Below are 26382 nucleotides of genomic sequence, written 5' to 3' on the forward strand. Positions count from 1 at the left end.
GGAATGATAAAATAGTGGTGCCCATTAAGGTTCTTCTTTCTAATGGAATGTTGTGGTAACACCATTAAAGACCTTGATGGGTTTTTCTGTCCACTTAAATGTTCAACTTAAATTTTACAATCTGCCGTTCATATTTCTTTATTTGTTCTTCCCAGTTATTATGCGATAACATAAATTCACGTCCCCTCTTGTTAGGTAATTGACGAATAAATAATACAAATTAACAGTGCACCGTACAATACCCACATAACTTGTTTACATTTACTAATATATAGTTTCTAAGAAAAAAGGCAACCTATTTATTAAGAATTTAAAAAACGCGCTTTTGTTAATTCTGCTTATTTATCGATAAATCCTTGATATATCAACGTTTATCTTTTTGAAAAAAATCAGACTTTTTGTTAAACATTTTAAGAAGATATGAAGAAAATTTCATTCGATCACAAAGGTGAATTGTTCGTTTTTTATTTATCGCTAATAAAAATTATATTAATCACGTCGAGTCCATCATATCAAGCACGCTAAGAACTATTTTTAGAAATTTAGTCCCTTTTCTCTTTCAGCTTAGCCCTTATCCCCCTATCTCTCACTAATTATTTTATCGTTATATAAATAACAAAAGAAGTGCGGACACTCACCATTTTGATGAGCGTTCGCACTTCTTTAGTTCAGCGCTTTTAATTAAGTTATGTCTTTCAGGGGGAGAAATGATGTTATCTTAATTGTTTATCAGCTTTGCGTTTCTTATCGTGACCCGCGAAGCCAAAGAGACTTGCGAAAGCAGCAAGACTCAAGCCAGCTAATGCACTGAACTTAGAAGAATCATTACCAGTTTGTGGCAATGTCTTCGCTGGTTGCTGGCTAGTACTGTTAGTTGCACTATTTTGTGTTTGACCAGTTACGTTTTCGATTACTGAACCGTTATTAATTTCAGTACCGTTTTGATGATCAATTGAACCATTACCGGAGTTCGTGTTTCCGCCATTATCGGGGTTTATAGCATCTACATGAACATTAACAGTTACTTCATAGGTAGTTCCGTCTGGGAAGTGAACTTCAACTACACCAGTGTGATCACCAGGAGTAGAAACATCAGACTCTTGCTTCCAAGTGTAAGTTGTTCCATCTGGCATCTGATCTTTGTTCTTAATTGCATCTGCAGGGTTAGGGAGTTTACCTTGATCAGTTGTAATATTTTGTCCCTCAGGTGCGGGAACATTAACAGTTACTGTAACCGTATCTTCTGAACCGTCTGGATAACGAACAGTAATTGTTTCAGTATGTGAACCAGGCTTCTTGACATCTTGTGCTACTTGGTCTGGGTTTGTCCAAGTGTACTTGGTGCCATCGGGGAGATCAGCCTTGTTCTTAATACCGTCGGCTGGATCTGGAACCTTACCTTCCGGAGTAGTAATTGGTTGCGTTTCTGGTGTGTACTTGTCTGCATCGGTTGTTGGGTTGGTTACGTGGATGGTTACTGGTACTTCGTCCTTTGAGCCATCTGGGTAGCTTACAACAACAGTTGCTGGCTTGTCTCCGGCTGTCGTTACATCTGGGGTGTCCTTCCATGTGTACTTAGTGCCATCTGGTAAGTCACTCTTGTTCTTGATACCTTCTGCTGGATTTGGTACAACGCCGGTCTTGGTATTTACATCTTGACCTTCTGGTGTGTACTTGTCTGCATCAGTTGCTGGATTCGTAACGTGGATGGTTACTGGTACTTCGTCCTTTGAACCATCTGGGTAGCTTACAACAACAGTTGCTGGCTTGTCTCCTGCAGTAGTTACATCCGGCGTGTCTTTCCATGTGTACTTAGTGCCATCTGGTAAGTCACTCTTGTTCTTGATACCTTCTGCTGGATTTGGTACAACGCCAGTCTTGGTATTTACGTCTTGGCCTTCTGGAGTGTACTTGTCCGCATCAGTTGCTGGGTTGGTTACGTGGATGGTTACTGGTACTTCGTCCTTTGAGCCATCTGGGTAGCTTACAACAACAGTTGCTGGCTTGTCTCCTGCAGTAGTTACATCTGGAGTGTCCTTCCAAGTGTACTTAGTGCCATCTGGTAAGTCACTCTTGTTCTTGATGCCTTCTGCTGGATTTGGTACAACGCCAGTCTTGGTATTTACATCTTGACCTTCTGGTGTGTACTTGTCCGCATCAGTTGCTGGGTTGGTTACGTGGATGGTTACTGGTACTTCGTCCTTTGAGCCATCTGGGTAGCTTACAACAACAGTTGCTGGCTTGTCTCCTGCAGTAGTTACATCTGGAGTGTCCTTCCATGTGTACTTAGTGCCATCTGGTAAGTCACTCTTGTTCTTGATGCCTTCTGCTGGATTTGGTACAACGCCAGTCTTGGTATTTACATCTTGACCTTCTGGTGTGTACTTGTCCGCATCAGTTGCTGGGTTGGTTACGTGGATGGTTACTGGTACTTCGTCCTTTGAGCCATCTGGGTAGCTTACAACAACAGTTGCTGGCTTGTCTCCTGCAGTAGTTACATCTGGAGTGTCCTTCCATGTGTACTTAGTGCCATCTGGTAAGTCACTCTTGTTCTTGATACCTTCTGCTGGATTTGGTACAACGCCAGTCTTAGTGTTTACGTCTTGGCCTTCTGGTGTGTACTTGTCCGCATCAGTTGGGTTCTTAGTTACAGTTACGGTAACCGGAACTTCAACAGTTGAGCCACCTGGGTAAGTTACTACAACTACAGCTGGTTTATTACCTTCAGTAGTTACATCTGGAGTGTCTTTCCAGGTGTACTTAGTGCCATCTGGTAAATCACCCTTATTGGCAATTCCTTGTCCTGCATCTGGTACTTCGCCAACCTTAGTAGTTACATTTTGACCAGTTGGGGCTACTGGAGCATAGTTAATGTCAACAGTGACATTCTTAGTTTCAGCAGTAACTTCTTCAGCAGCTACTTTAGCTTGACTTGGAGTATATCCTTTAACTGTTGGTGCATTAAATTCTGCCCACGTACCATTTGCTTGGTTAAGGTCACCTGCCACATGCCATGCGTTCCAAGTAATCTTGCCAGTCACTGGATCAGTGTAACCGGCATTACCTTGAGCATCTTCACGAGTAAAGTGAACGGTTTGATCATGACTTACTGGATCTTGATCCGGTTCATGAACCACAATCGTACGAGTTACGTACTGGTTCATGTCATCGTTTACGCCTTCTTGACCTGGCTTGTATGGTACTGGAGTATCAGCTTGCTTTTGGTAACTTACGGTGACATTTGCACCATTTTGTGGTTCGCCATCTTTTTCTGTTACTGCAGCTGCTGGTACTTCGGTTGACTTTGTACCATCTACGTATGAATCATAACCTTTAATTTGTTCTACACTAGCTGAAGCAAATTCTGCTTTACCACTCTTAACGTGCCATGCGTTCCAAGTAATCTCGCCAGTCACTGGATCCTGGTAACCTGCGACGCCATTAACATCACGAGTGTAGTCTACGGTTTGCGTTACTGGGGCAATTGCTTCATGTCCTGCTGGTACTTCGTAGTTAATGGTACGAGTTACTGACATGTTCATATCCTTGTTTGAAGGATCATATGGTACTACCGTATCAGCTTGCTTTTGGTAACTTACTGTGACGTTTGCACCATTTTGTGGTACTCCATCTTTTTCTGTTACTGCAGCTGCTGAAACTTCAGTTGCCTTTGTACCATCTACGTATGAATCGTAACCCTTAATTTGTTCTACACTAGCTGAAGTAAATTCTGCTTTACCACTCTTAACGTGCCATGCGTTCCAAGTAATCTCGCCAGTTACTGGATCTTGGTAACCTGCGACACCGTTAACATCACGAGTGTATTCTACAGTTTGCGTTACTGGGGCAATTGCTTCATGCCCTGCTGGTACTTCGTAGTTAATGGTACGAGTTACTGACATGTTCATATCCTTGTTTGAAGGATCATACGGCACTGGAGTTGCAGCTTGTTTTACATAAGTAATGCTATCAGTAATATTGCTTGAATCCGGATTTACTGTTACTGCTGCTACTTCGGTTGCCTTAACACCATTTACATAGCTGTCATAGCCCTTTTGTTCTTTAATGTTGTAAACTGGGAAAGTTTCGCTGTTTGAGTTCCATGCGTTCCAAGTAATCTTCCCAGTTACTAAGTCCTTCACACCAGTACGTTCAAATTCAACTGAATCAGTTCTTACAACATGCATATCGGCATTAGTCTTACCAGCTGGTACTTCTTGAATGGTTTGGGTAATCTTCCGGTAAGTATCTTTGTTATTCTTGTCAACTGGAACAACTTCAGTTCCGTGTTCAACTTTGTAGTCTACAGGTTGTGGATCATTTGATCCGAACTTGTAAGATCCGATAACTTGTTGCTTTGGAACTAGTTTCCAGTTAGTTGGAACATGTCCAAGTACATCAACATTAACAGTTTCATTAGTCTTACCAGGAACATTGTAAGTACCTACCACAGTGCCATTACCGTCAACATAATTAATTACTAAAGTATGTTCGTTAGCAGTGTAAGTTACATTAACAGTTTCATTTGATGAATCTGGAGTAATTGGTGCTGAAGCTGGAACATATTGCTTACCATCAACAGTTTCAATAGTTGCACCAGTTGCAGTAGCAGTGTAGCCAGGTTTAGTTACTTCATATTGTGGGAAGTTCGTTACTGCTTGACCTTCACTATTCTTAGCAGCTGCCCAATCAGTGTAACTGATTTGTTGACCTGCTGGCTTAGAAAGATCAGTTATCTTAGCACGACTGTAAATTACGTGTTGAACAACTGGAGTACTTTCGCCTTCAACATTAATCGTACGAGTAATATCACGATAAATGTCGTGGTTAGTCTTATCATCAACACCTTGATCAACCTTGATTACATTTACAGCTACTGGAACATCAAGATAACTACCATCAGTGAAGTTAATTCGGACTGTTGCAGGAGCCTTAGCATTAGCTTCAGCAAGACTTGGTAAAGTTTGCCAGTTAACTGAACTAATTTCAGAATTATGATCAGCAGTTAAATCATTAGTGTTTACAAGCTTTGAAGCATCCCCTAAAGCAGCCTTCAAATCAGTAACGTCGGAGTTAACACTTGGAATAGTACCATTAGCTTCTGCACCATAAATATAAACTGATGGGAATGGATAAGTTGATACTGGACCTTTACCATAAATTGGCCAGTTTACACTCGAGCTGTTAACAACAGCTGAATACTTAGGATAACCAAATTGATTATTGACCCAGTTAGTATAAGTAATCGTCTTGGTTCCACCATTGTTGTCTGATACTAAGCTTGATGGTTGACCATTACCTTTGATTGCACCTAATGCATTATTGAATAGAACCTTGCCTGCTTCAGTCCAACTAATCTTAATGTCACTAGCATTAATAGTTTGTGGAGCATTAACAGTTACACCAGCCGGATTATCACCAGTTTGGGTAAGAACATATGCAGTCTTGTCGGCATTCAAAGTGTAAATGTATGGCTTACTGTAGTTTTGACCACCTTGGTAATAACTTAACTTGAAGTTTTCAATTACGGGCTCACCAATGATGTTCTTGTCAGAAGTCTTGTGAGTTACAACATTATTGGCATGAAGGCTGAAGACATGGCCATTATCGATAACAGTAACATCTCCTTGACCATTTACAGCAACCGGAATTGTTACTGTTTCAGTAGTACCATCTGGATAAGTTACAGTTGCCGTGCCAGTAGTTGCACCCAGTTTTGAAGTATCTGGTTTAGTAGTCCAAGTTGCGCTTGTTGGATAGCCATCAACTGGAGTAGTACCACCATTATTCAAGTTGGCAATTCCTTCAGTGGCAGCTGGATCCCCACCAACAGTAGTAGTAATCGTCTTAATTTCTGGCTTAGCATTAACAACTACATTAGTTGGAACTTCGTCCTTAGAACCATCTGGGTAAGTTACTACAATAACTGCTGGTTTCTTACCTGGAGTAGTAGTGTTTGGAGTATTTTGCCAAGTATAAGTTGTACCATTTGGTAAAGTATCTGGATTCTTAATGCCCTTTTTAGCATTAGGAACTTCTCCAACCTTAGTTGAAACATCTTGCCCTTGTGGGGTATTGGTTTCTGCATCAGTAGTTACCTTGATTGAACTTGCTGGAATGTTAACGTTCAAGTAAGTTGGATTACCATTAGCATCCTTATCATTAAAAGTAATCTTGATTACGCCGCCTTGACCTTGTTCATCAGGTTTAGTTGCCCAAGTAGTACTTGCAATTTCGTCAGTTGGGATCTTGTTTTCCACTAATTGATTAAATTGTTCATTAGTTAAGGCTGAGCCAAGTGCCACATTAACTGGAGTAGCGACATTTTTAGCACCTGCACCTTTAGCATCAATAGTAAATGGATTAGTAGTTACAACACCATTCTTTGAACCTAAGATGTTCTTTGCTGCATCGTTATTAGTGAAGTCAACAGTAACACTGGCAGTGATTTCCTTACCAGCTGCAGTTGCAGTCTCAACATTAGTATTTGGAGTTGTAGTCCAGCTAACAGTTGATGGATCAATCGTAATTGGCGTAGCAGTAGTTGAAATCTTACCATCTGTTAATTCGTAACCTTCTGCAGTTACAACAGTTGCTGGAGAAAGTACTTGTGAATTTTCAGTAGTTTCGTGAGCGTTAAGTTTAGAAGTATCAACGCTAGTTACAACTGCACCATTATCGCCCCAAGTTACTGTTTGGCCAGCTTTAGTGACAATTACTGGTACAGTAGTTTCATCAGTACTCTTGTCTGGGTAAGTTACCGTTACTGGAATATTGTAAGCACCAGGAGTTACATCGGTATTTGGTTTAACAGTTACAGCACCATTTGATGGATCAATAGTTGCCCAATCAGGTGTATCAGTACCCGTAGTAAATGTAGTTCCAGTTGGAGCAGTAGTATCCTTACCAGCTTGATCAGTAAATGCTGGATCATCAGTAGCAGTTTGACCTTGTTCAACAGTTACTGGTTTATATGATGGAGTGTAAAGCTTTGCCATTGGTTCAGTAATCTTCAATGGAATATTTGCAAAGTCAACAGAACCATCAGTATAGGTTACTTTTGCCCAAGCTGAAGTATCAGTAGTCTTAAGATTGCCGGTTGGGTTAGTTGGTTCTTTTTCGTCGCCCATTACGCTCTTCCACTCATTGGCATCAGTAGCTGCATCATACCAACCTACGCTCTTAACAGAAGAAAGATCAGTTGTTACAGTACCATTGCTAGAAAGCAAGCCCTTAATACCAGCTTTAGCAGTTAAATCCTTTAAAGTTTGGTTAGTATTACCATCAATAGTTTGAACTACTGGTTGATACTTTTCTGAATCAGTTGGTGTTACTTTAGTTTCTAGGTTAGTCCCCATAGAAATTTGTTGTGGTGTCCACCAATTAAAGTTATTCAAGAATTTATTTAAGTATGGCGTTTCATAATGTACACCAGGATTTGGTTGGGCTTTAGTAATTGTACCGTCAGTGTATTGATATTGGTTTAAACCTGCTTGGCTACCACCCATGGTAACAGTACCGTTGGAGTGAAGGAACTTAGCTTCCCCGGTCTTATTTGCACCAGCAGTTTGACCTTGTCCAGCAAAACCACTGATTGAATTGTTCCCCCAGTTGTTATGCGATGTAAGGTTATTAATGTACCAGTAGTATGATGGATTGTTGTAGTTACCTTCGTCCCATTGTGCCAGTGGTAACGGATTATCACCACCATTACTTTGAACAGTAACATGGTTAGTCAAGTTTTCAAGACGTATTAAAGTACCTGTTTGCTTACCAGTCCGTTGTAAATTGACATAAGCCGGATTAGTAATATTAATGTTATTTGCAGTCGATGAACTACCTGAACCCCACATAGTAATTAAACCATATTTAGGAGTATTAGTAGTGGCACCTGCCATTGAAGATTGAGCTGAATCCTGAAGGTCCAAAGTTGCACCATGGGTAACGTTTAAAGTAAATGTACCTTTTACAACGGCAGCAGCTCCACTACCAAAAGAAATTAATGGTGAAGTTGAAGTATTGTCTCCACTACGTACAATCGTTAGTTTACCTTGGTTATCTAAAGTATTTGCATCAGCGTTTTGAAGGTTAGCTGCAAAACCAACACCCAGCGAAATTGGTGCAAAGTGGTAACCATTATAATTAGTTACACCGTTTGCACCATTACCATCATTGCTCTGCTTAGTGTTAATGTTAACAACACCAGCCTTACCAATGTTTAAGTTACCAGCCCAAATAGCCATTGAGTGACCATCAGCCATGTTAGCATTTAAGTTACCATCAACTTGTACGGTACCCGTAATAGCATTATTTACGAGCATTCCCTTAACATCAGTGGACTTACCATTTAAGGTAACAGTTGCACCTTGTTGTACATCAATTGCTGGATCGGTGTCTGTGTCGTCTTCAATCTTAGCACGTAAGATGTTACCACCAGCATTTTGGTCATTGTTGGTTTTCGCACTGCTTACATTAAAGACAGTATTAGTACCCTTTGCAAAAATAATGTGTGAAGCCGAAACTGCACTGGAATAGTTATCCAATTGATTTCCAGCAACATTTACAGCTTCAACAGTAATGTTATTATTGCCCTTGAAAGTTACTGTAGTGTATGGATTATCAGTAACTTGTTGAGCCATAGTGGTGTTATAGAAAGCACCGTTCTTAACATCAGCAGTTACATTTTCAAATGTAACTTTGTTTTGAGCTAAAAGACTAGTGTCAATATCATCTCCGCCCATATAAATTGGACTAAACGCACCACCATAATTAGACCATGAATTATCATAGCCATCAGCATTAATAGTTAAATTCTTGAAAGCAATGTCCCAAGGATTACTATTCTTTTGATTATTAGTATCAAAGCTCAGATAATTAGCGCCAAAATTAATGGTATGATTTTGACCATCAATATCTAATCCCCCAGAAATGTTAGAGCCAGTTAAATTCATCTTTCCGCTGTTTACAACTGGATTAGGGCGCCTAATACCATTAATGTTAGTACCCTTGTTAGCAACGGTAATATCGCTAGTTAACTTAATGGTACCAACGCTAGAATCGTTCATAGCGTTAACAAAGCCTTGCCAATCTGATACATCTTGGGTTTGTGTACCCCGCAAAGTCTTTTGAGTTTCTTGCGTAGCAGCTACAGGTGTCGTTTGAACAAAAAAAGAAGCATTTAATAATGAAGCTTGGTTTTGTTCGTTAACATTGTCCGCATTAGCTTTAACATTAAAACTAGTCATCCGCTGATCACTTGCCGAACTTGCTGGAGAAGCAGAAGATGAAGTTGGCGTTGTTACTGAAGCGCCACCACTCTTTGCGGCAGCCTTAGTAGCTTGATCAATTGCATTAGAAACAGCATTTTCATACTTTTGTGCCGCTGTTTCTGAAGCAGGTGTAGAAGAAGCAGCTTGCTTATCGCTTGATTGAGTAGGGGTAGTCAATAATGCTTGACTGCTAGTTTGATTAGAAGCACTACTCTGCGCATCTGCTACTGGTTGACTCCCAGCTTCACTATTTGCTCCTGCAGTTGTACTAGCAGAAGCATCCATCCCCATGAATGTAAAACCAATAAGGACTGAAGCAACTCCGACAGTGAGCTTTTTAATTGCAAAACGTTGCTTTTTCGGCTCTTGTTTCCGGAATTGTTCCTTTCGATTATTCTTCGATAACATACAATTATCCCTCCTAATAATAAACTATAACTTAATTTATTAGTTTACGCCCTGAATTATATGCGTTTTTTTTTTTTTTTTTTTTTCGGCAAGCCTCGCAGATATTTATAGAACTATTGCGAGAGTAAGGAGGAGAAATTTTTAAAAATATTTTATTACATGAAAAACTAATCATGTAATAAGCAAAAAAGCGTAGGTAAACATTTCGTTTACCTACGCTTAAATGAAATTAAATTTTATTCAAAACCAACATTTACCATTGATTCATCATTATGAATAAAGATAGCGCCACGGTTACCAGGACGTGCTTCCCAGCCTGTGATTGGTTCACCATTGAAGAAGAGTCGCTTAGCCTCAATTTCACCCATTACCGATTGATCAGTAAAAACAGTCACGCTGCTCAAATCAGTCTCTAACGGATAGCCTGTTCGCGGATCTAGTAAATGGTGATAACGACGACCATTTTTGATCAAAAATCGTTCATAAATCCCAGATGTAACTGCCGAACAAGCCGGCTCGCGGACAGTTGCCAAATTTTCACCACGATGCAGTTGCGGATCCTGCACACCGATGATCCACTGCCCATCATCCCGCCGTGGTGACTTACCAACAAATAGGAGGTTACCCCCTAAGTCGATAATTCCCGCGGGAACTCCGGCTTCAATCCAAAGATCACGAATACGGTCCGCAATATAGCCCTTTGCAATCCCGCCAAGGTCTAATTCCATCCCCGGCTCTTCTAAATATACCGTCCGCGCATCTCGGTTTAGCAATACTTTATAAGGATCGATCAACTTTAACCGCTCCTTGATCTCGGCATCACTTGGCACGTGTGCTCCCACAAAGCCGATTTTCCATAGTTTTACTAACGGACCAATCAACGCATTAAAGCCGAAATTTTCGCGACTATATTTCACTGCCAGTTCAATTAGATCAAAAGTCGTTGACGATACCATTTTCGGGGTTTTACCTGCACCATGGTTCACCGACATTACTTCTGATTCATTACGGTTAACTGTTAGTTGATCCTCATAATGATCAATTAGGTCCATCGACTTCTTTAGCAACGAAAAATATTCGTTACCAAAAATCGTTAAATTTATGCAAGTTCCGAGAGCATGATGAGTCATCACATGCCGTTGCGCCATCAATTCATTATTCATAATTAGTTTTCGGATGCACCTGTTGTCGCATCTGCCTCGTCATCATTTGCGTCTACGCTGCCCGCATCGGATGCGCCTGTTGTAGCGTCCGCATCAGTATCGTCATTTGCTGCTGGTGCTGGGGTCGCAACCACTTCACTAGTATTGTCAGTGTTATCATCATCACTTGATTCTGAAGCACCAGTTGATGCGTCTACGCTGTCAGCTTCTTCACTGTTGTCGCTAGCATCTTCATGCTTAGAAGCACCAGTGTTACCATCAGTACTCCATGCACCATTTTCGAAGAGGTTAAGAATGTATTCCACACTACCAGTAAATTCGATGGTGCCAAGGTAATGACCATTAACATCACGTAAAGCGTAGTATTGAATCAATGAACGGTGACCATTCATCCATAATGGACGGGTAACAACGTCTTTTTCACCATTTCGGAAACTGTTAATAATCTTCATAACAGCCGGAACAGCCAACGGTGGATGACATTCTTGAACAGTTTCCCCGAGAGAAGCTACATTCCGAACGTGTTCCCGATTTGGCTTGTCAGAGAACCATGCGAAATGGTCGGTACTGTCAATTAAGTCAATTTCAAATGGGATTGTACTGAAGATTTGTTGAACTTCTTTTAATGTCAACCGACCAGTAGGGAAGTTAATGTAGGCTTCACTGATCGTTGGTTGTTTAATGGACATATCCAGTCCCTCCTTATTTACACTTTCAAAAATTTGAATGTATTCCACAAAATGGGTAAAGCAGTTTTCAAGGTTATCACGGGCTTCCGCATTAATTAACCGGCCATCCTTTGAGAAGGAATGGCTAGCATTACCAATCAAAACTTCATTTCCTGGCAACAAGTTAGCATCACAATCAGGAGAAACCAAAATCTGACGCATTTGAACTTGGGATCTTGCAGAAGCTTGACGTCCATAAGATACACCGACAACCATAACGGGCTTGTGCTTTAACACATCGGTCTTGTAGGAAAGCCATTCAACCGTACTCTTCAAGGCTGCCGGAATACCATGGTCATATTCAGGAGTAGAGAAGATAATCCCATCAGCAGCTTTAACCCTTTGCTTTAACTTCCATACCTCTGTTTGTTCAGAAAGAGGGGTATCAACGCTAAATGCGGGCAATTGGCTAATTTCAGCGATCTCAATATCAGCCATTTGACGGAAGTGCTTTTTCATGTATTTAAGCAAGATCCGGTTATATGAGAAATTGGCATTAGTTCCAACTAAAGCAAGGATTTTCATTACTTGTTCGCCTCCTTCTTTTCAGCAACCATGCGATTGATTGCCTTAGCGTAGCGTTTGAATTCACGCATACATTTTTCTAAGAAATGAATAGTCGTTTCGTTCGTGATGTCACCATCTTTATCAATGATATGAGCAGCATCACTCATAAAGAACTCTTCGTTTTGGAAAATATAAGCATTAACACCTGGTGAGATCAAAATATCTCGTAATTGAACTTGGGAGCGGGATGAGCCTTGGTCATGGGTAGAAGCCCCGATGATCATGACAGGCTTATTTTCTAATGGGTGAACTTCATAGGAAAGCCATTCGATTACACTCTTTAAAGCAGAGGTAACAGAGTGGTTGTATTCTGGGCTGGCAATAATAACAGCGTCGGCGCTTGAAACACGACGATCAATATCAGCAACAACCTCAGGAATCTTTCCCTTATAATTTTCATTAAACATTGGCACTTGACGAATATCAATCACATCAATATCATCATCACTAAAATGACGGGCAATAAATTCTAATAACATCCGATTGTATGAATGATTAGCATTTGACCCGGCAATTGCAGCAATTTTCAAACGTGTCACTTCCTTTAAGTTATTTATGCAACATTTCACATTGTTATTCTACTATATTTTACTCGTTCAAAAAACATATTATTAGTAATATGCACACTTAATTGACTATTCCCATAACAATTGATTATAAGTTGGGCTAAGTTATCATTCCGAGAATTAATTATGCGATTCTTCACCCCCGACATATTTATCCAGTAGTATTTGGAGATGTGCTAAAATATTAAACACATTGAATTAATAGAACGGAGAAATAATATGACACAAACTAAACAACATGAACAAGATGTTGATGTATGGGTTGGGAAACGCTTCCCCCTCACAATTCGTCGCCTAGGCGTTAACGGACACGGGATCGGCTACTATAAGCACAAGGTATGTTTTGTCCCTGGTGCTCTGCCAAATGAAGTCGTAGTCGCTGAAGTTACACGCGTTCTCCCACGCTATCTTGAAGCGAAAATTCACCGGATCCGGAAAAAGAGTCGGGATCGGGTAACGCCACGGGATGAGTATGCTGATATCGCTGGTGGTTTCGAACTTGAAAACCTCGCTTACCAACAACAATTAAAGTTTAAACGGCAAGTAATCATCGATAGTCTCGAAAAATTTCAACCATACGGCTACCGTAATTACGATGTTCGCCCAACTATTGCAGCCCCTGAAGAATACGGTTACCGTAACAAGGCCCAATTCCAGGTTCGGATGGTTAATGGCAAAGTAGCGGCCGGTCTTTACCAACCAAACAGTCATACCCTTGTTGATATGGAGACTTGTGCTGTTCAAATGCCCCGGATAATGGAGACGGTCCGAGCCGTTACGAAGATGATCGAAGACTTGCAGATTCCAGTTTATGACGAAAAGCACAATAGCGGCATCATTAAGACCTTAGCAGTTCGGGAATCATGGTCAACCGGGGAAGTCCAATTAACCTTCATTACTAATTCTGCTAAACTTCCTCACAAACGCGAACTGCTTGAACGCATCGAAAAAGAACTACCGGCAGTTGTTTCAGTTATGCAAAACGTTAACCCAGGTGATACACCCTTAGTTTGGGGTGATAAAATGATCCATCTCGCTGGAAAAGATTCAATTCTGGAAAGCTTGATGGGACTTGATTTTAAACTCTCAGCCCGTTCATTCTTACAACTAAATCCTGAACAAACAGAGGTATTGTACGAAGAAGCTTCTAAAGCCCTTGAATTGGACAAGGATGATACCTTAATCGATGCATATGCTGGAATCGGGACAATCGGTCTTTCCCTTGCATCGCGGGTGAAAGCTGTTCGCGGAATGGAAATCATCCCCGAGGCAGTTGCCGATGCTAACGAAAATGCCAAGCTAAATAATATTACTAACGCTAAATATGAAGTCGGCAAAGCAGAAGAAGTTCTTCCCCGCTGGCAAAAAGAAGGACTCAACTTTGATGCCCTTGTTGTTGATCCTCCACGAACCGGGTTAGATGACCAATTAATCAAGCAAATCTTAAAAGTTAAGCCGCGAAAGTTTGCCTACGTCTCATGTGGCATGGCTTCTCTCGCCCGTAACTTACGGCGGTTAACTAGTGTCTATCACGTTGACTACATTCAACCAATTGACATGATGCCCCAAACGGCTCGCTGTGAAGCAGTTGTAAAATTATCCTTACGAAACGGAAATAAATAGTAACTAGGTAGGCTGAAAGGAATTTTCTTTCGGCTTATTTTTGTTTTAAATAATAATTAAGCCCCATTTGAAAACGTTTACAAAGAGCTATTATTTTCTTATAATAGATTTAATAAGGAAAATAATAAAGGAAGCCCGATTATGAAGCCAACAATTAAAGATATTGCTCAACGGGCCCATGTTTCAACGGCCACTGTTTCTCGTGTTTTATCCAAAAAGGCGAAATCCTACCGTCCCGAAACTGCGGCTAAGATTGAAGCAATCGCTAAAGAACTAGGATACAAGAAAAACCTCGCAGCGGCTGAATTAGCAGCCAACAGTAGTATGTTAATTGCCGTCATCTTAAATAATACTCAAACGAATTTCTCAAATGATATCATCGCTGCTATTCAAGCAGAAACGGAGAAAGCTGGTTACCAAATGTTTATTCTTTATGCTGGGAACCATGATGCCCGACTGCTTAATCAAGCAATTAGCGTTGCCCTCGAACGACATGTTGCCGGCATTTTGCTAGTCGCAACCTCCCTCGACGAACAAGCAGCTCGCACCTTACAAGAAAGCAATACCCCTTGTCGGTTAGTATCGGTCTATGACGAAACGGATCCCCGATATATTGGATTTAAATTCACAAGTTCAAATAACGAGGAAATTGGTTATTCAGCCGCTAACTATTTAATTGAACGGGGACACTCCCGAATTGGATTAGCCGGCATTGATCGTTCTTCAACTGGAAAGCAGCGGCTTCATGGGTACCAACGGGCAATGACAGAACACGGCTTGATTCCTCATATGGAATGGGTTGAATATGGCGATTACAGTTTTGGTCCTCAACAAAACATGCTCAAAACACTAATGGATAAGGACCTCGATGCGATCATCACAGCTAGTGATATGGTGGCCGTTGGCATGATCAGAGAGGCTCATTTACTAGGCCTTGATATTCCGAAAGACCTATCATTTATTAGTATTGACGGAACCTTTCTCTGTGACATCACCATTCCAACCATTACAAGCGTAACCCAAGACTTTTATCAAATGGGGTTAATCGCGGTTAGGAGCCTATTGAACGATGATGACTCACAATTTATTCCAATCCATATCACACCGCGAAATAGCGTAAGATTCCTAGGCGAAAAATCATTAGAGCATTAAAAAGGTCGCGATCTTTTATTGAAACAAATCGCGGCTTTTTAATATTCTTTTTTTGCAAGCGGTTGCACAAAAATGATAAGTTTGTTATATTAATCGTGTAAGAGCTTACATTAGCTCAAACTGCAATTATTTTATACATTTTTCGTTAGGAGTTGTTTTTTCATGAGTCAAGATGAGTCTGTTGTTCTTAACCAAGACCAAGAAACTTCGACGAGTGGATTACCAATCTTACCAAAGAGTACCATCTGGATGATTAACTTTGGTTTCCTTGGTGTTCAAATCGCCTTTACATTACAAGGTTCGCAAATGAGCCGGATTTTCCAAACAATTGGTGCTAATCCTAATAATTTAGGATGGTTCTTCTTACTGCCACCGCTTGCAGGATTAATCGTGCAACCAATCATCGGTTATTATTCTGACCGAACATGGGCGCCAAAGCTTGGTGGTCGACGTCTTCCCTACCTGTTAATCGGGATGGTCATTGCCGTTATCGTTATGATTTTACTGCCTAATTCAGGAAGTTTCGGCTTTGGATACGGTTCGTTAGCGGCTCTCTGGTTTGGTGCTATTACCGTTGCCTTCCTTGATCTTTCATCAAATATGGCGATGCAGCCATTCAAGATGATGGTTGGTGATATGGTTAATGATGACCAAAAGAGTTACGCATATGGGATTCAAAGTTTAATCTGTAATACCGGTGCCGTTTTAGCAGCTATTTTCCCATTCCTCTTAACATGGTGGGGTGTATCAAATACTGCTAAAAAGGGTGTTGTTCCTCAATCAGTTGTAATTTCGTTCTATGTTGGCGCTGTTATTCTAGTTATCACCTGTCTCTTTACTATCTTCCGGGTTCACGAATATGATCCCGCAACATATGCTCGTTACCATGGCATTTCAGAGGAAGATAATAAAAAAGGCGGAAACTGGTTTACCCTCTTAAAGCACGCTCCACGGGTATTTTGGAATGTCGCATTAGTTCAATTCTTCTGCTGGTTCTCTTTCCAATACCTTTCAACTTATGCAGTTGGGGCCATCGCTAAGAATGTTTGGTTAACAACTGATGCTTCTTCAGCTGCCTACCAAGCTGCTGGTAACTGGTACGGTGTTATGACTGCGGTTCAATCAATTGCGGCCGTTGTATGGTCATATGTTCTGGCTAAAGTTCCTAATAACCACCACAAAGCTGGCTATGCTTTCAGCCTTTTGCTCGGGGCTATTGGGTACACATCAATCTTCTTTATCCATTCACAAAACGCCCTTATCTTCTCCTTCGTTTTGATCGGAATTGCTTGGGCTTCAATGAACACCTACCCATTAACAATGGTTACAAATGCCTTATCTGGTAAACACATGGGTACTTACCTTGGCCTATTTAATGGTTCAATCTGTGTACCACAAATGGTTGCCTCACTACTTAGTTTTGGTCTCTTCCCATTACTTGGTAGTTCCCAAGTCAACATGATGCTTGTTACTGGTATTTCTGTCCTCTTAGGTGCAATTTCAGTTCTCTTTATCAAGGAAACTTACCAAGCTTAATTATGGCCAACAAAATATCTATTCTAACATTTCTAATCTAATATCCACTTTTTGATGGGAGCTCAAACAAAGTAATCCGCGACTTCAGTTAAGCCTCCATAAGCAATAATAGACCTTCAGTGTTCGATTTATTTTACCGGGCAATGGAGGTCATTATTTTGTACTGCGTTATTCGCCTCTTGAAGTAACCGACTTATTGACACAGCCCGTTTTTGTGATCCAAAGGAATTGATACATTGGAGCTCCGTTAATATAGTATATTGGGCGGGATGAAGAATAGCATAAATAATAACTGCCTTCTTTTTAACAATCAAATAATCATTAAAAGCGAGACCGGATAGATTTCCAGTCCCGCTTTTCAACTATTCTATATTTAAGGAGAGATTTAATTAGTGTTATGCTTCTTTAACCGTTACCCCTTCATGAATTGCTTGGACAGCTAAAGCCCCAATAAGAAGGGAGATCCCACCAAGTAAAAGCATCATTGGTTGATTGTGACCAACAAGGGGGAAGAGGAAGAAACTGCATAGAGATGCAACGATTTGCGGTACACAGATTCCAACGTTGAAGAGTCCGAGGTAGGCACCTTCATTTTTACCGTTCAAAGATGAAGTAAGGAGGGTAAATGGAATCGTGTTGATACTGAAGTTACCAATTCCAAACATGATCATTGCAATGATTGAAGTAGTCTTAGTTGTTACAAAGGTCATCCAGATTAACCCTAAACCACCGACGATCATTCCAAATGTGTACCACTTCTTCCGTGAGCCAGCCTTGGCATGGGCATAAATTAATCCCCAAACAATACCAGCAATACTATAAACAGCAGTTAAAATCCCGTACCAGTTACCGGCAGCTTGATAACCAGCAGAAGTTACATCAGACGTATGCCAAATATTACGAGCACAGGTACCAGTTGTATATGTCCAAACATACATAATCGCAAACCAACTAAATAATTGAACCAGGTTAATTTCCCAGAAAGCGCGCGGTGCCGTCTTGATCAATTTCCAAAGACTGACTGACTTATTTTGTTCTTCAGGATCAATGTGGTGGTATTTTGCATATGTTTCCGGATCATATTCCTTAACATTAAAGACCGTCCATAATCCAGTGAATAGGAGAACCGCCGCTGCACAAAGGTATGACCAGATAACGGTATTTGGTACTACCCCTCGTTTAGCAGTATTGGACATCCCAAACATCGTAAAGATAAATGGTAAGATCGTTGCTAAAATTCCCCCGCCATTGGAAAAGACTTGTTGCCATGACCAAGCAAAGTTCTTCTGCTTGTTATTAACCATGTCACCAACGATCATCCGTGATGGCTGCATACAAATATTACTAAATAAGTCCATCAAACATACCGCCGTCGCAGCATAAATCATCGCGGCCATTGAACCATAGCCGAAGCCGAGGGAACCGGAGAACGGTAACATGATCAAAACCAATGCCGCAATTGGTGTTCCAAATAATAGGTAGGGCAACCGACGACCAAAGCGATTCCATGTCCGATCTGACATCTTTCCCATAATCGGTTGTACAATCATCCCCATCAATGGTGGAAAAATGAAGAAGAAACCTAGATTGTTAGGATTTGCCCCAATTGTTTGACAGATCCGACTCATCTGGGAACTCTGCAGTGAGAAAGCCATGTTTATTCCCAGAAAATCAAATGTAATCGCAAATAGCTCTTTCTTTGGCAAATCTGGCATCCCTGTATCCAGATCAACCTGTTTCGTTTCAACTTTTTGTTTCGAATTCGAAAGTGATTTATCCATGATTATTCATCCCCACTCTAGTATTGATAAACCTTAGCTTCGTATGGTCGGATAGTATCATTTTGATCATCCTCATAGTTGCTAATTAGTAACTTCGCATTAGCTGGCACATTATAATGACGGTTAACAGTCTCATCAGTATAATTCAAGATTACCAACAAAGTAGTGTCATCATCTTGCCGAGTGTATGCAAAGATCTGTTCATCTTCTTCATTACCAGGAACTAATGCATATCTTCCATTAGTAATTACTGGCATCGTGTGTCGTAGTTCAATCAATTTTTGATAGTAATAGAAAATCGAATTCTTATCAGCTAATGCATTTTTGACATTAATCTGCTTGTAATTCGGGTTAACCTTTTCCCATGGGGTATGGTCGGAAAATCCTGCATATTCGCTATCATCCCATTGCATTGGTGTCCGCGCATTATCACGTGAATGGATCGCAATATACTTCATCATCGTCTTGCCATCAAGTAAATGCTGGTCATCAACAAGTTGGTGATAGGCATTAATCGATTCAAGGTCGACGTAATCTTCAAGCTTTGGGAAATAGGCGTTAGTCATACCAATTTCTTCCCCTTCATAGATATATGGCGTTCCTTGCATCATATGAGTCATGGTTGCTAACATCTTGGCAGATTTAACTCGATAATCTTCGGTCTGGTCATTACCAAATCTTGATACAACGCGTGGTTGATCATGGTTATTCCAATAAAGCGAATTCCACGCCTTACCATACAATTTTTCTTGCCACTTCGTTAAGTTCGCCCGTAAGTCTTTGAGGCTCGTCTTGCGATCATCCCACTTACCAAGGGCTGGGTTAGGGTTACTATCAAGGCCCATATGTTCAAATTGGAAAATCATATTTAATTCTTTATTATCAAGGCTGGCATATTTCTCGGCATCTTCCGGTGTAGCACCGGGCGTTTCACCAACTGTCACCATTTTATGCTTACTCATAACATTCTTGTTCATTTCTTGTAAGAACTCATGAATGCGGTGACCGTTTGATACTAATGGTTCAACATTGGCGTATTTTTCATCTTCGTTCTTTTTAGCATCCGGCAATCCATCTGGCTTAGAAATGAGGTTAATAACATCCATCCGAAAACCATCGACACCTTTGGCAGCCCACCAGTTCATCATGTCATAAACAGAGTGCCGAACTTTAGGATTTTCCCAATTCAAATCTGGTTGTTCTGGAGCAAACAAATGAAGGTAATATTGGCCGGATTCATCATCGTATTTCCAAGCAGCTCCAGAGAAATACGACCCCCAATTATTGGGCTCTTCACCATCCTTACCGTTACGCCAAATATAATAATCACGGTACGGATTGTCTTTGCCTTTTCGTGATTCCTTAAACCAGTCATGTTGGTCAGATGTGTGGTTAACAACTAAATCCATGACTAATTTCATTCCACGTTCATGAATGCCATCAATCAATTCTTGAAAATCTTCCATGTTACCAAGAGTTGGATTAATTGCTTCATAATTACTAATATCATAACCATTATCAACTTGTGGCGACTCATAAATAGGGTTTAACCAAATAACATCAACGCCTAATTTTTTAATGTAATCAAGACGATCAATTATTCCACGAAGGTCACCAACCCCATCATGATTGGTATCTTGAAAACTTTTGGGATAAATTTGATAAACAACCGATTTATTCCACCAATGATTATTTTCCATAAAATAAAACCTCTCTCCATAAAGCTACTACACTTTTCCTTTTAGCCATCAATGTAAACGTTTACTTAACTTCAATTAAATATTAACACCTACATTTTTAATTGCAAGCATTTTATGTAAACGATTACATTTTAGTGGGAAATAAAATGCCAGGATAATCCCTCCTGACACTTTATTTTGCTATTAGAATCGCCGCAAATGACGCAACGAATGATTCGACCGGGTTGTATTTTGAAAACGACTGTGCCGGCGTGGTGGTCGTCGTCCCGGCATTGGTAGGGGTGCTGAGCTTGTCTCCTCTTCACTAACTTTAATTTCAACAGCATAGTCAGACGCTGCGGATTCTTCAGAGGTAGTAAGCTCCTCTTTCTCATCTGAAGATTCAGTTTCTTCTATAAGATCTTCGTTAGCCTCTGCTGGTGCCGCTTGAGGGGTGACGTCAAAGGAGATTGATAATTCATCCCCGCCGACTGCTGCATTGACTGCAGGAGCTTCCGCCTGATTTTCTTCTTGTTCAGTAGTAGCTACTGACTCTTCTTCATCAGCTGGTTCATCGTCTAAAATTGGACTTTGCGCGAAATCTTCTTGATATTCAACTTGCTTTTCTTCCTCAGCATCATTAAACGGGATATCCTCCAGATTTTCTTCGACCGGTGTTTCCTCTTCTTCCAATTGAGAACTAGATACCTGTTCCTGACTATCAGAAGCAAATGGAATATCAACTTCTTCTTTTGCTCCTTCAACTGCTGTAGATTCAAAAGGTTCTTCCACATTGACAAAATGTTCGTCTTGCTTCAAGTCTTCTGTTATGTCCACTGTCTCCTCCGCTAATTTCTCCTTAGAAATAGCATGACCACTTGCGATCATTGAAGTTCCAGTAGCTGTCGCAGCAGTAGAATTACTCATATAAACATTTTGCTGGTCCATCCCAAATAAACGAGCCCGCAATCGTACTGTTCCATCAAGTTCACCATTATATTGGCCAATTACCCTAATAATATAGGAGTCATTAGTGTGATCGGCGCCAAAATTCAAGCGTATCTTGTTATCAGCAAAGGACATTGTATAAGGTGTCTCGACAAGGTGATCACCTTCCACTACCGGGAATCGATTAGTAATATCCCGTAGTCGCTGAAGGTTTACCCCATATGATTGAGGTAATTTTAATCCCCGCGAATTACGATAAATCTCAATCCGCATTGTTGACGGTTTGACGATGGCATTAGATAATTCTTCCACTAGATCACTCGTATTAAAGACAATATAGGCATGATTAAGGTCTTTTTGTGCTGGATTAACATAGATAATGTCCTCAAAGAGCTGCTGATCCTTATCAAAATGCATCATCCGGCTAGAAATCCCGAGAAACATGTCGTTAGCAAGATCTGGATAGTCGATATCAATCGTAAAGTCTTTTCGGTAATCATCAATACTTATAAAACATTCCAAGCCAAATTCGTTCTCTGGAGTCGTTAGAGGATCAATTGCTAGTTCTCCCTCTAATTCACCAATTATTTGGCGATGCTCGGTTACGTAATTGGTAAAAGTATAGACAAGTTCGTGCTTATCCTGGTCATAAGCTCCCATTGCAATAACAGTCCCATTTTGATCACTAAAATCAGGAATTGGCTTTTCAGGATGACCATTAGGCGCAACCATCAAATTTGGCGATAGTTGAACAGTAAATTGATCGGCCGGACGGACATCTTTAGCAACCGTAAAACCAACATGCCACTTGACAGTATCTTCCCGGGTCGGATCGAGGAAAAAGTCTGATTGGGTATTAATTTTGACATTATGTAAAATATGACCATCTTCATAAAATGACCCAAATGCAACTTGATCACGATTTAATTGCTCATGGTCTTGGCTTAAATTCTCTTCTACAGTATGGTATGCCGTTGCTGATTGTTGATTTTTATCAGGTACGCTCTGTGCGATCGCCATTAGTATTTCGCATAAGTCAGCCTTAAAAAAACCGGCACGCAAATTAAGAAGTCCATAGTAAAAATTCATTGCTTGATAATTATCCATCATTCCGCCCTCATTTTCCGTCTTTAGATTATCAAAGGATAACGACCAAAGGCTTCAAAAACATTTGATTATTTTCTGCTTTTCGTCTTCTGAATATATTATAACCAATTTTGACTAAATAGCTGATAGTTGTTGCCATTGCTTCCAAGTTTTTTCTTCTGCCAATTGACCTAGGTTGTCATAGGCACCAGTGCTTAATCTTTGCAATTCATCTCGGTCTTGTAATAATTTGACAACGGTTTGAATAAACTGAGGTTGGTTATTTAAAGGAATGATCTCGCCATTTTTACCTGAAGTTACCATTTCACATGGTCCATAAAGGTAATCATAGGAAACAACTGGTACTCCATGGTTCAAGGCCTCGCCCATCGCTAATGGCTGTGCATCGATTCGACTTGCATCAACAAATAATTGAGCTTGATCATATGCCTCATCTAATGACACCTGATATCCGGCAAATTCAATTGTGCCCGCTAAGTTGAGATCCTTAACCTGCTTTTTATAGCTATCCATGTCTTCGCTAGTGCCATAGCCATAGAAAGTCAGTTTACTTTCAGGGACTTGTTGGTGAATCTGCGCAAACATATTGATTAGTTGACTAGTTTGCTTATCTTCTGCCAATCTTCCAACGTAAATCAATTGACCCGGTGTCCGATCAGCTTCATTAATCCGTGCATAGTTAGCAAGAACTGGGGCCCCATTAATTACATAGATTGGCACAGCATTGTGAATTTGTTGCTGGAGAATCTCCGCTTGCTTAGCAGTCATGACGATTACCCCATCCCAATTGGCCGCATCCGTAGTAACAGGGTCTTGTAGCATAGCATTTAAGGGACCATTTATTAAGTCCTGACCATCATTAACCTGGTTCATCGGCAGCCACAAGAATTTCTTTGCTTTTGTCATCATTGATTGAACTGGTTTGATCGCAACTGCTGGTCGATCAGCAATAAATATATTATCCTCACCATTCGCCTTATTCAATTCATCTAAAAAGAAGATAAAGAGGTCCTCTAAAGAATCAAAGAAGCGATCCTGTCCCTGATAATTACGTAAAACATTCAGCGAATTAATTGGGGTATTTTCAACTGATTTTACAAAATACCGTTCAAGATACGTTTCTCCATTGGGGCGATAATAACGCGCGTAGTATTCCTGTCCATCTTCACCAAAGAATTCGTCAGCTGCCTTAAAGCCACGAATATCATATTGTTGGCGAAGAGTCATATTACCAGCAATATCAAAGTAATCAACATGGTTAACTTGCCCAATCGTTCCAGCCGCAAAGTGAACTTCGCAAACGAGGCGGTCACCGTCTTTTACTTCACGATAGTTATTTCCAGTTCCTACTTGATAGTCAATTGGTAAAGGCAAATCCTCAGTGTGGAGCTTTTCGCCTTGGTAATCAGTCGTGTTTGCAAAAAAATCATACATATTAACAATCTGGTCGTTAGTTAAGCCGAATTTTTTGATTGTATCATGAAGAACAAGGTCAAAGTCACGGGTCACTAATTTAGCTTTTCCACCATGCTTTTTAAATAGGGCTAGTCGTTTTAATTCAGCATGTTCAACACTGGAATTGCTGCTTAACAAGTATTGATTTACAAAAAAGAACACTTTACTCTTCCCCCTTTTCCTTCATGTCATTAACTAGTTCATTCCATAGCTTCATCACGTTTGGTTCAGAATAACGCTCACTATCAGCATACGCATTTTCGCTCATCTGTGCTAATTGCTTTTGATCTTGCAATAAGCGAACGATCGCTTGAGCTAATCCATCAATATCGCCGTTCTTAGTCAGCAACCCATCCTGTTGATCAATCACCACATCTGATGGCCCATATTTTATGTCATTAGCAATAATCGGCAACCCATGGGACTGAGCCTCCACTAAAGATAGTGGTAACCCTTCAGCCCGACTTGGCAAAATGAGTAATTGCGCATCTTCGTAAACCGAATTGACATCATCCGTATACCCATGGAAGGTTACTGAGTTACTGATTTGTTCATCCTTTACAATCTTATTAAGCGTCTTGTCAAAGTCATCATTAGCATAACCCCAAAAATCGAGTTTGGCATCTGGAACAGCCGCTAGTACTTGTGGCCATGCTTTTAATAGGTGATCTTGCTGTTTTTCAGGAGACAAGCGGGCAACCATGACAACTTGTTTCTTCGTTCGTTTTTTAAATGGAATATGACGCTTATTAATAACTGCCGCCGGAACAATCGGGCCAGGGATCCGATAGATTTTTACGCCAAACTTACCAAACCGGTCTTGAAGATCTTCTTGTTGCTGCGGAGTTAGGGCAATAACCCCATCCCAATCTTGGAGGTGCTTAAGTCCCCAATCATAGTTATAATTAAGGGTAGAATGAAGCATATCATTAGGATTATTGACATGGTCATTATGCAGTTGAAGAACCCGAAAGACCCGGTGCTTCATGTGCAGAACCGCCCAGCCTAGTTCATACACCCGATCAACGACAAAGCCAACCGGACCTTCACCACAGATTTGCTTGTCAGTGACCAACTCATCGAGGAAAAACCGGGTTAACTGGTCAAAACCGCTGAATTGATAGTCACGACCATGGTAATTAAAAAGATGGTAAGTTTTAATTTCCTTTCCCCGCTTATCCTGCTGGTGGGCTAGCTGGATTGCTAGGGTTCCATCTGGACGGTAATAGTTTTCCGTTGCCATTTTTCCATCCCAGTCATAAAGTTGTTCGACCGAGATAAAACCGCGGCTGTCAAACCAACTAACTTTGAGAAGCTTTCCATAATGATCAAAATATTGAATATTAATTACCCGCCGATCAGCATCACTGCGCCGACGAATATAGAGAACACGTTTGCCATTTTGATAATAATTATAATTAATCCCATCAACCTTACGTTCCCAGTGGGGGTTAACCGGAATATCTTTAATCCGAATATCCTTTTGCGGAACCTCACAAGCCTCCTGAAAATAATCAAACAAGTTAATAAAGTTACGATCATCAATCCCTGCTTCTGCTGTTACCAAGTGTAATTCATTGGAATATTGCCGGGTAACAATCTTAGCCGGTTGATGATATTTTTCAAACAGATGCAGACGCTTAATTTGCGCATGCTCAATTCCTGATTTATTTCGTTGAATATTATCGTTTAGGAAAAAAAGCATTCTCTATTTCCCCTTTCATGGTTATCACTTTGAGTTTACCATATAATTGTTAATATTCCTTGAAAGCCTGGTAGAGACGTTTCCTATCCCTTGCGCAATGTGTTAATATTAATATTTATAGAAAGAAGTGGACGAGATATGCAAAACCCATTTGGTAATAACAATAATGATAACCAAAATCCGTTTAACTTAAATAATCTCCCCCTCCCACCAAACTACGCTAAAATCGTTAATGACCAGGGGGATATCCGAATCGCCAAAGTTGGCTTTTCTTGGACAACTCTTTGGTTTGGGCCCCTGCCAGCACTTTTTCGCGCGGATTACTATAATTTCATTTTAATGATTGTATTAACCCTCGATTATGCTTTGGTAGCTCTTTTCTTTGGATTTAACAGCCTGCTCCAATTCCCATGGCCTTCTGTTTTCTTTGGCTTTTTCTATAATATGATGTACTTCCGACACCTATTTAATAAGGGATATCGACCAGCTGACCAACGTTCACGGGAGTTACTGACCAGAGCCCGGTATTGGAAGAATAAGTAACATTTCTTTTATTCTTTTTTACAATGTAAAAGGAAGTAAAATCTAATAAAAAAGTTGGTAAATAAAAAGCCTCATGCCAAGAGTGATTTGTTCTCTTGAAGTATGAGGTCTTTATTTTATCATGTGTTTTGAGAATCTGTTATCGGCTGATT

Annotated in this window: 13 protein-coding genes; 4 read left to right on the forward strand and 9 right to left on the reverse strand. The window is 40.5% G+C overall.

Translation table 11 applies throughout. The features are described from left to right. Positions 1 to 713: 713 nt before the first annotated feature. The 4 genes from CBG10_RS06710 to CBG10_RS06725 form a co-directional block, all read right to left on the reverse strand. The gene (locus tag CBG10_RS06710; protein ID WP_094512094.1) at positions 714 to 9677 is read right to left on the reverse strand and encodes a Rib/alpha-like domain-containing protein; all 8964 of its coding nucleotides are present in this window, start codon (positions 9675 to 9677) and stop codon (positions 714 to 716) included. Positions 9678 to 9913: 236 nt separating this feature from the next. Beyond that, a complete protein-coding gene (locus CBG10_RS06715) occupies positions 9914 to 10840 on the reverse strand; it encodes an FAD:protein FMN transferase (RefSeq protein ID WP_094512096.1) in 927 nt (308 codons plus the stop codon). 2 nt (positions 10841 to 10842) lie between these two features. Next, complete coding sequence (locus CBG10_RS06720) at positions 10843 to 12093, reverse strand: NAD(P)H-dependent oxidoreductase (protein WP_094502683.1); 1251 nt, start codon at positions 12091 to 12093, stop codon at positions 10843 to 10845. Next, positions 12093 to 12665 carry an NADPH-dependent FMN reductase gene (locus CBG10_RS06725; protein WP_019252503.1) on the reverse strand — a complete coding sequence of 191 codons (573 nt, stop codon included), beginning with the start codon at positions 12663 to 12665 and terminating at the stop codon, positions 12093 to 12095. Before CBG10_RS06725 ends, CBG10_RS06720 begins: the two co-directional genes overlap by 1 nt. Positions 12666 to 12920: 255 nt before the next feature. Between CBG10_RS06725 and rlmD the strand changes: the two genes are divergently transcribed. The 3 genes from rlmD (at position 12921) to CBG10_RS06745 (ending at position 17012) form a co-directional block, all read left to right on the forward strand. Further along, complete coding sequence (gene rlmD / locus CBG10_RS06735) at positions 12921 to 14324, forward strand: 23S rRNA (uracil(1939)-C(5))-methyltransferase RlmD (protein ID WP_094512098.1); 1404 nt, start codon at positions 12921 to 12923, stop codon at positions 14322 to 14324. 141 nt (positions 14325 to 14465) lie between these two features. Next, on the forward strand, positions 14466 to 15476 hold the full coding sequence (locus CBG10_RS06740) for a LacI family DNA-binding transcriptional regulator (protein WP_094512099.1): 1011 nt from the start codon (positions 14466 to 14468) through the stop codon (positions 15474 to 15476). Between the two features lie 162 nt (positions 15477 to 15638). Further along, positions 15639 to 17012 carry an SLC45 family MFS transporter gene (locus tag CBG10_RS06745; protein WP_094512101.1) on the forward strand — a complete coding sequence of 458 codons (1374 nt, stop codon included), beginning with the start codon at positions 15639 to 15641 and terminating at the stop codon, positions 17010 to 17012. 395 nt (positions 17013 to 17407) lie between these two features. On the opposite strand, the gene CBG10_RS06750 is transcribed toward CBG10_RS06745, so the two are convergent. The 5 genes from CBG10_RS06750 to asp1 all read right to left on the reverse strand — a co-directional run bounded on the left by CBG10_RS06750 (position 17408) and on the right by asp1 (position 25687). Next, positions 17408 to 18793: an SLC45 family MFS transporter gene (locus tag CBG10_RS06750; RefSeq protein ID WP_094512102.1), complete on the reverse strand. Its 1386-nt coding sequence runs from the start codon at positions 18791 to 18793 to the stop codon at positions 17408 to 17410. 17 nt (positions 18794 to 18810) lie between these two features. Then, complete coding sequence (locus CBG10_RS06755) at positions 18811 to 20493, reverse strand: alpha-glucosidase (RefSeq protein ID WP_094512103.1); 1683 nt, start codon at positions 20491 to 20493, stop codon at positions 18811 to 18813. A gap of 183 nt (positions 20494 to 20676) precedes the next feature. Continuing rightward, positions 20677 to 22530, reverse strand: coding sequence for a fibrinogen-binding adhesin SdrG C-terminal domain-containing protein (locus CBG10_RS06760; RefSeq protein ID WP_094512104.1), 1854 nt, complete (start codon positions 22528 to 22530; stop codon positions 20677 to 20679). 111 nt (positions 22531 to 22641) lie between these two features. Beyond that, positions 22642 to 24144, reverse strand: coding sequence for a glycosyltransferase (locus tag CBG10_RS06765; protein WP_094512106.1), 1503 nt, complete (start codon positions 24142 to 24144; stop codon positions 22642 to 22644). A gap of 1 nt (position 24145) precedes the next feature. After that, entirely contained in the window at positions 24146 to 25687 is a 1542-nt protein-coding gene (asp1, locus tag CBG10_RS06770; protein WP_094512107.1) for an accessory Sec system glycosyltransferase Asp1, read from the reverse strand. Between the two features lie 138 nt (positions 25688 to 25825). Between asp1 and CBG10_RS06775 the strand changes: the two genes are divergently transcribed. Beyond that, positions 25826 to 26230, forward strand: coding sequence for a hypothetical protein (locus CBG10_RS06775; RefSeq protein WP_094512108.1), 405 nt, complete (start codon positions 25826 to 25828; stop codon positions 26228 to 26230). Positions 26231 to 26382 lie beyond the last annotated feature (152 nt).

The organism is Limosilactobacillus reuteri (genome assembly GCF_002254085.1).
Lineage (GTDB): Bacteria > Bacillota > Bacilli > Lactobacillales > Lactobacillaceae > Limosilactobacillus > Limosilactobacillus reuteri_K.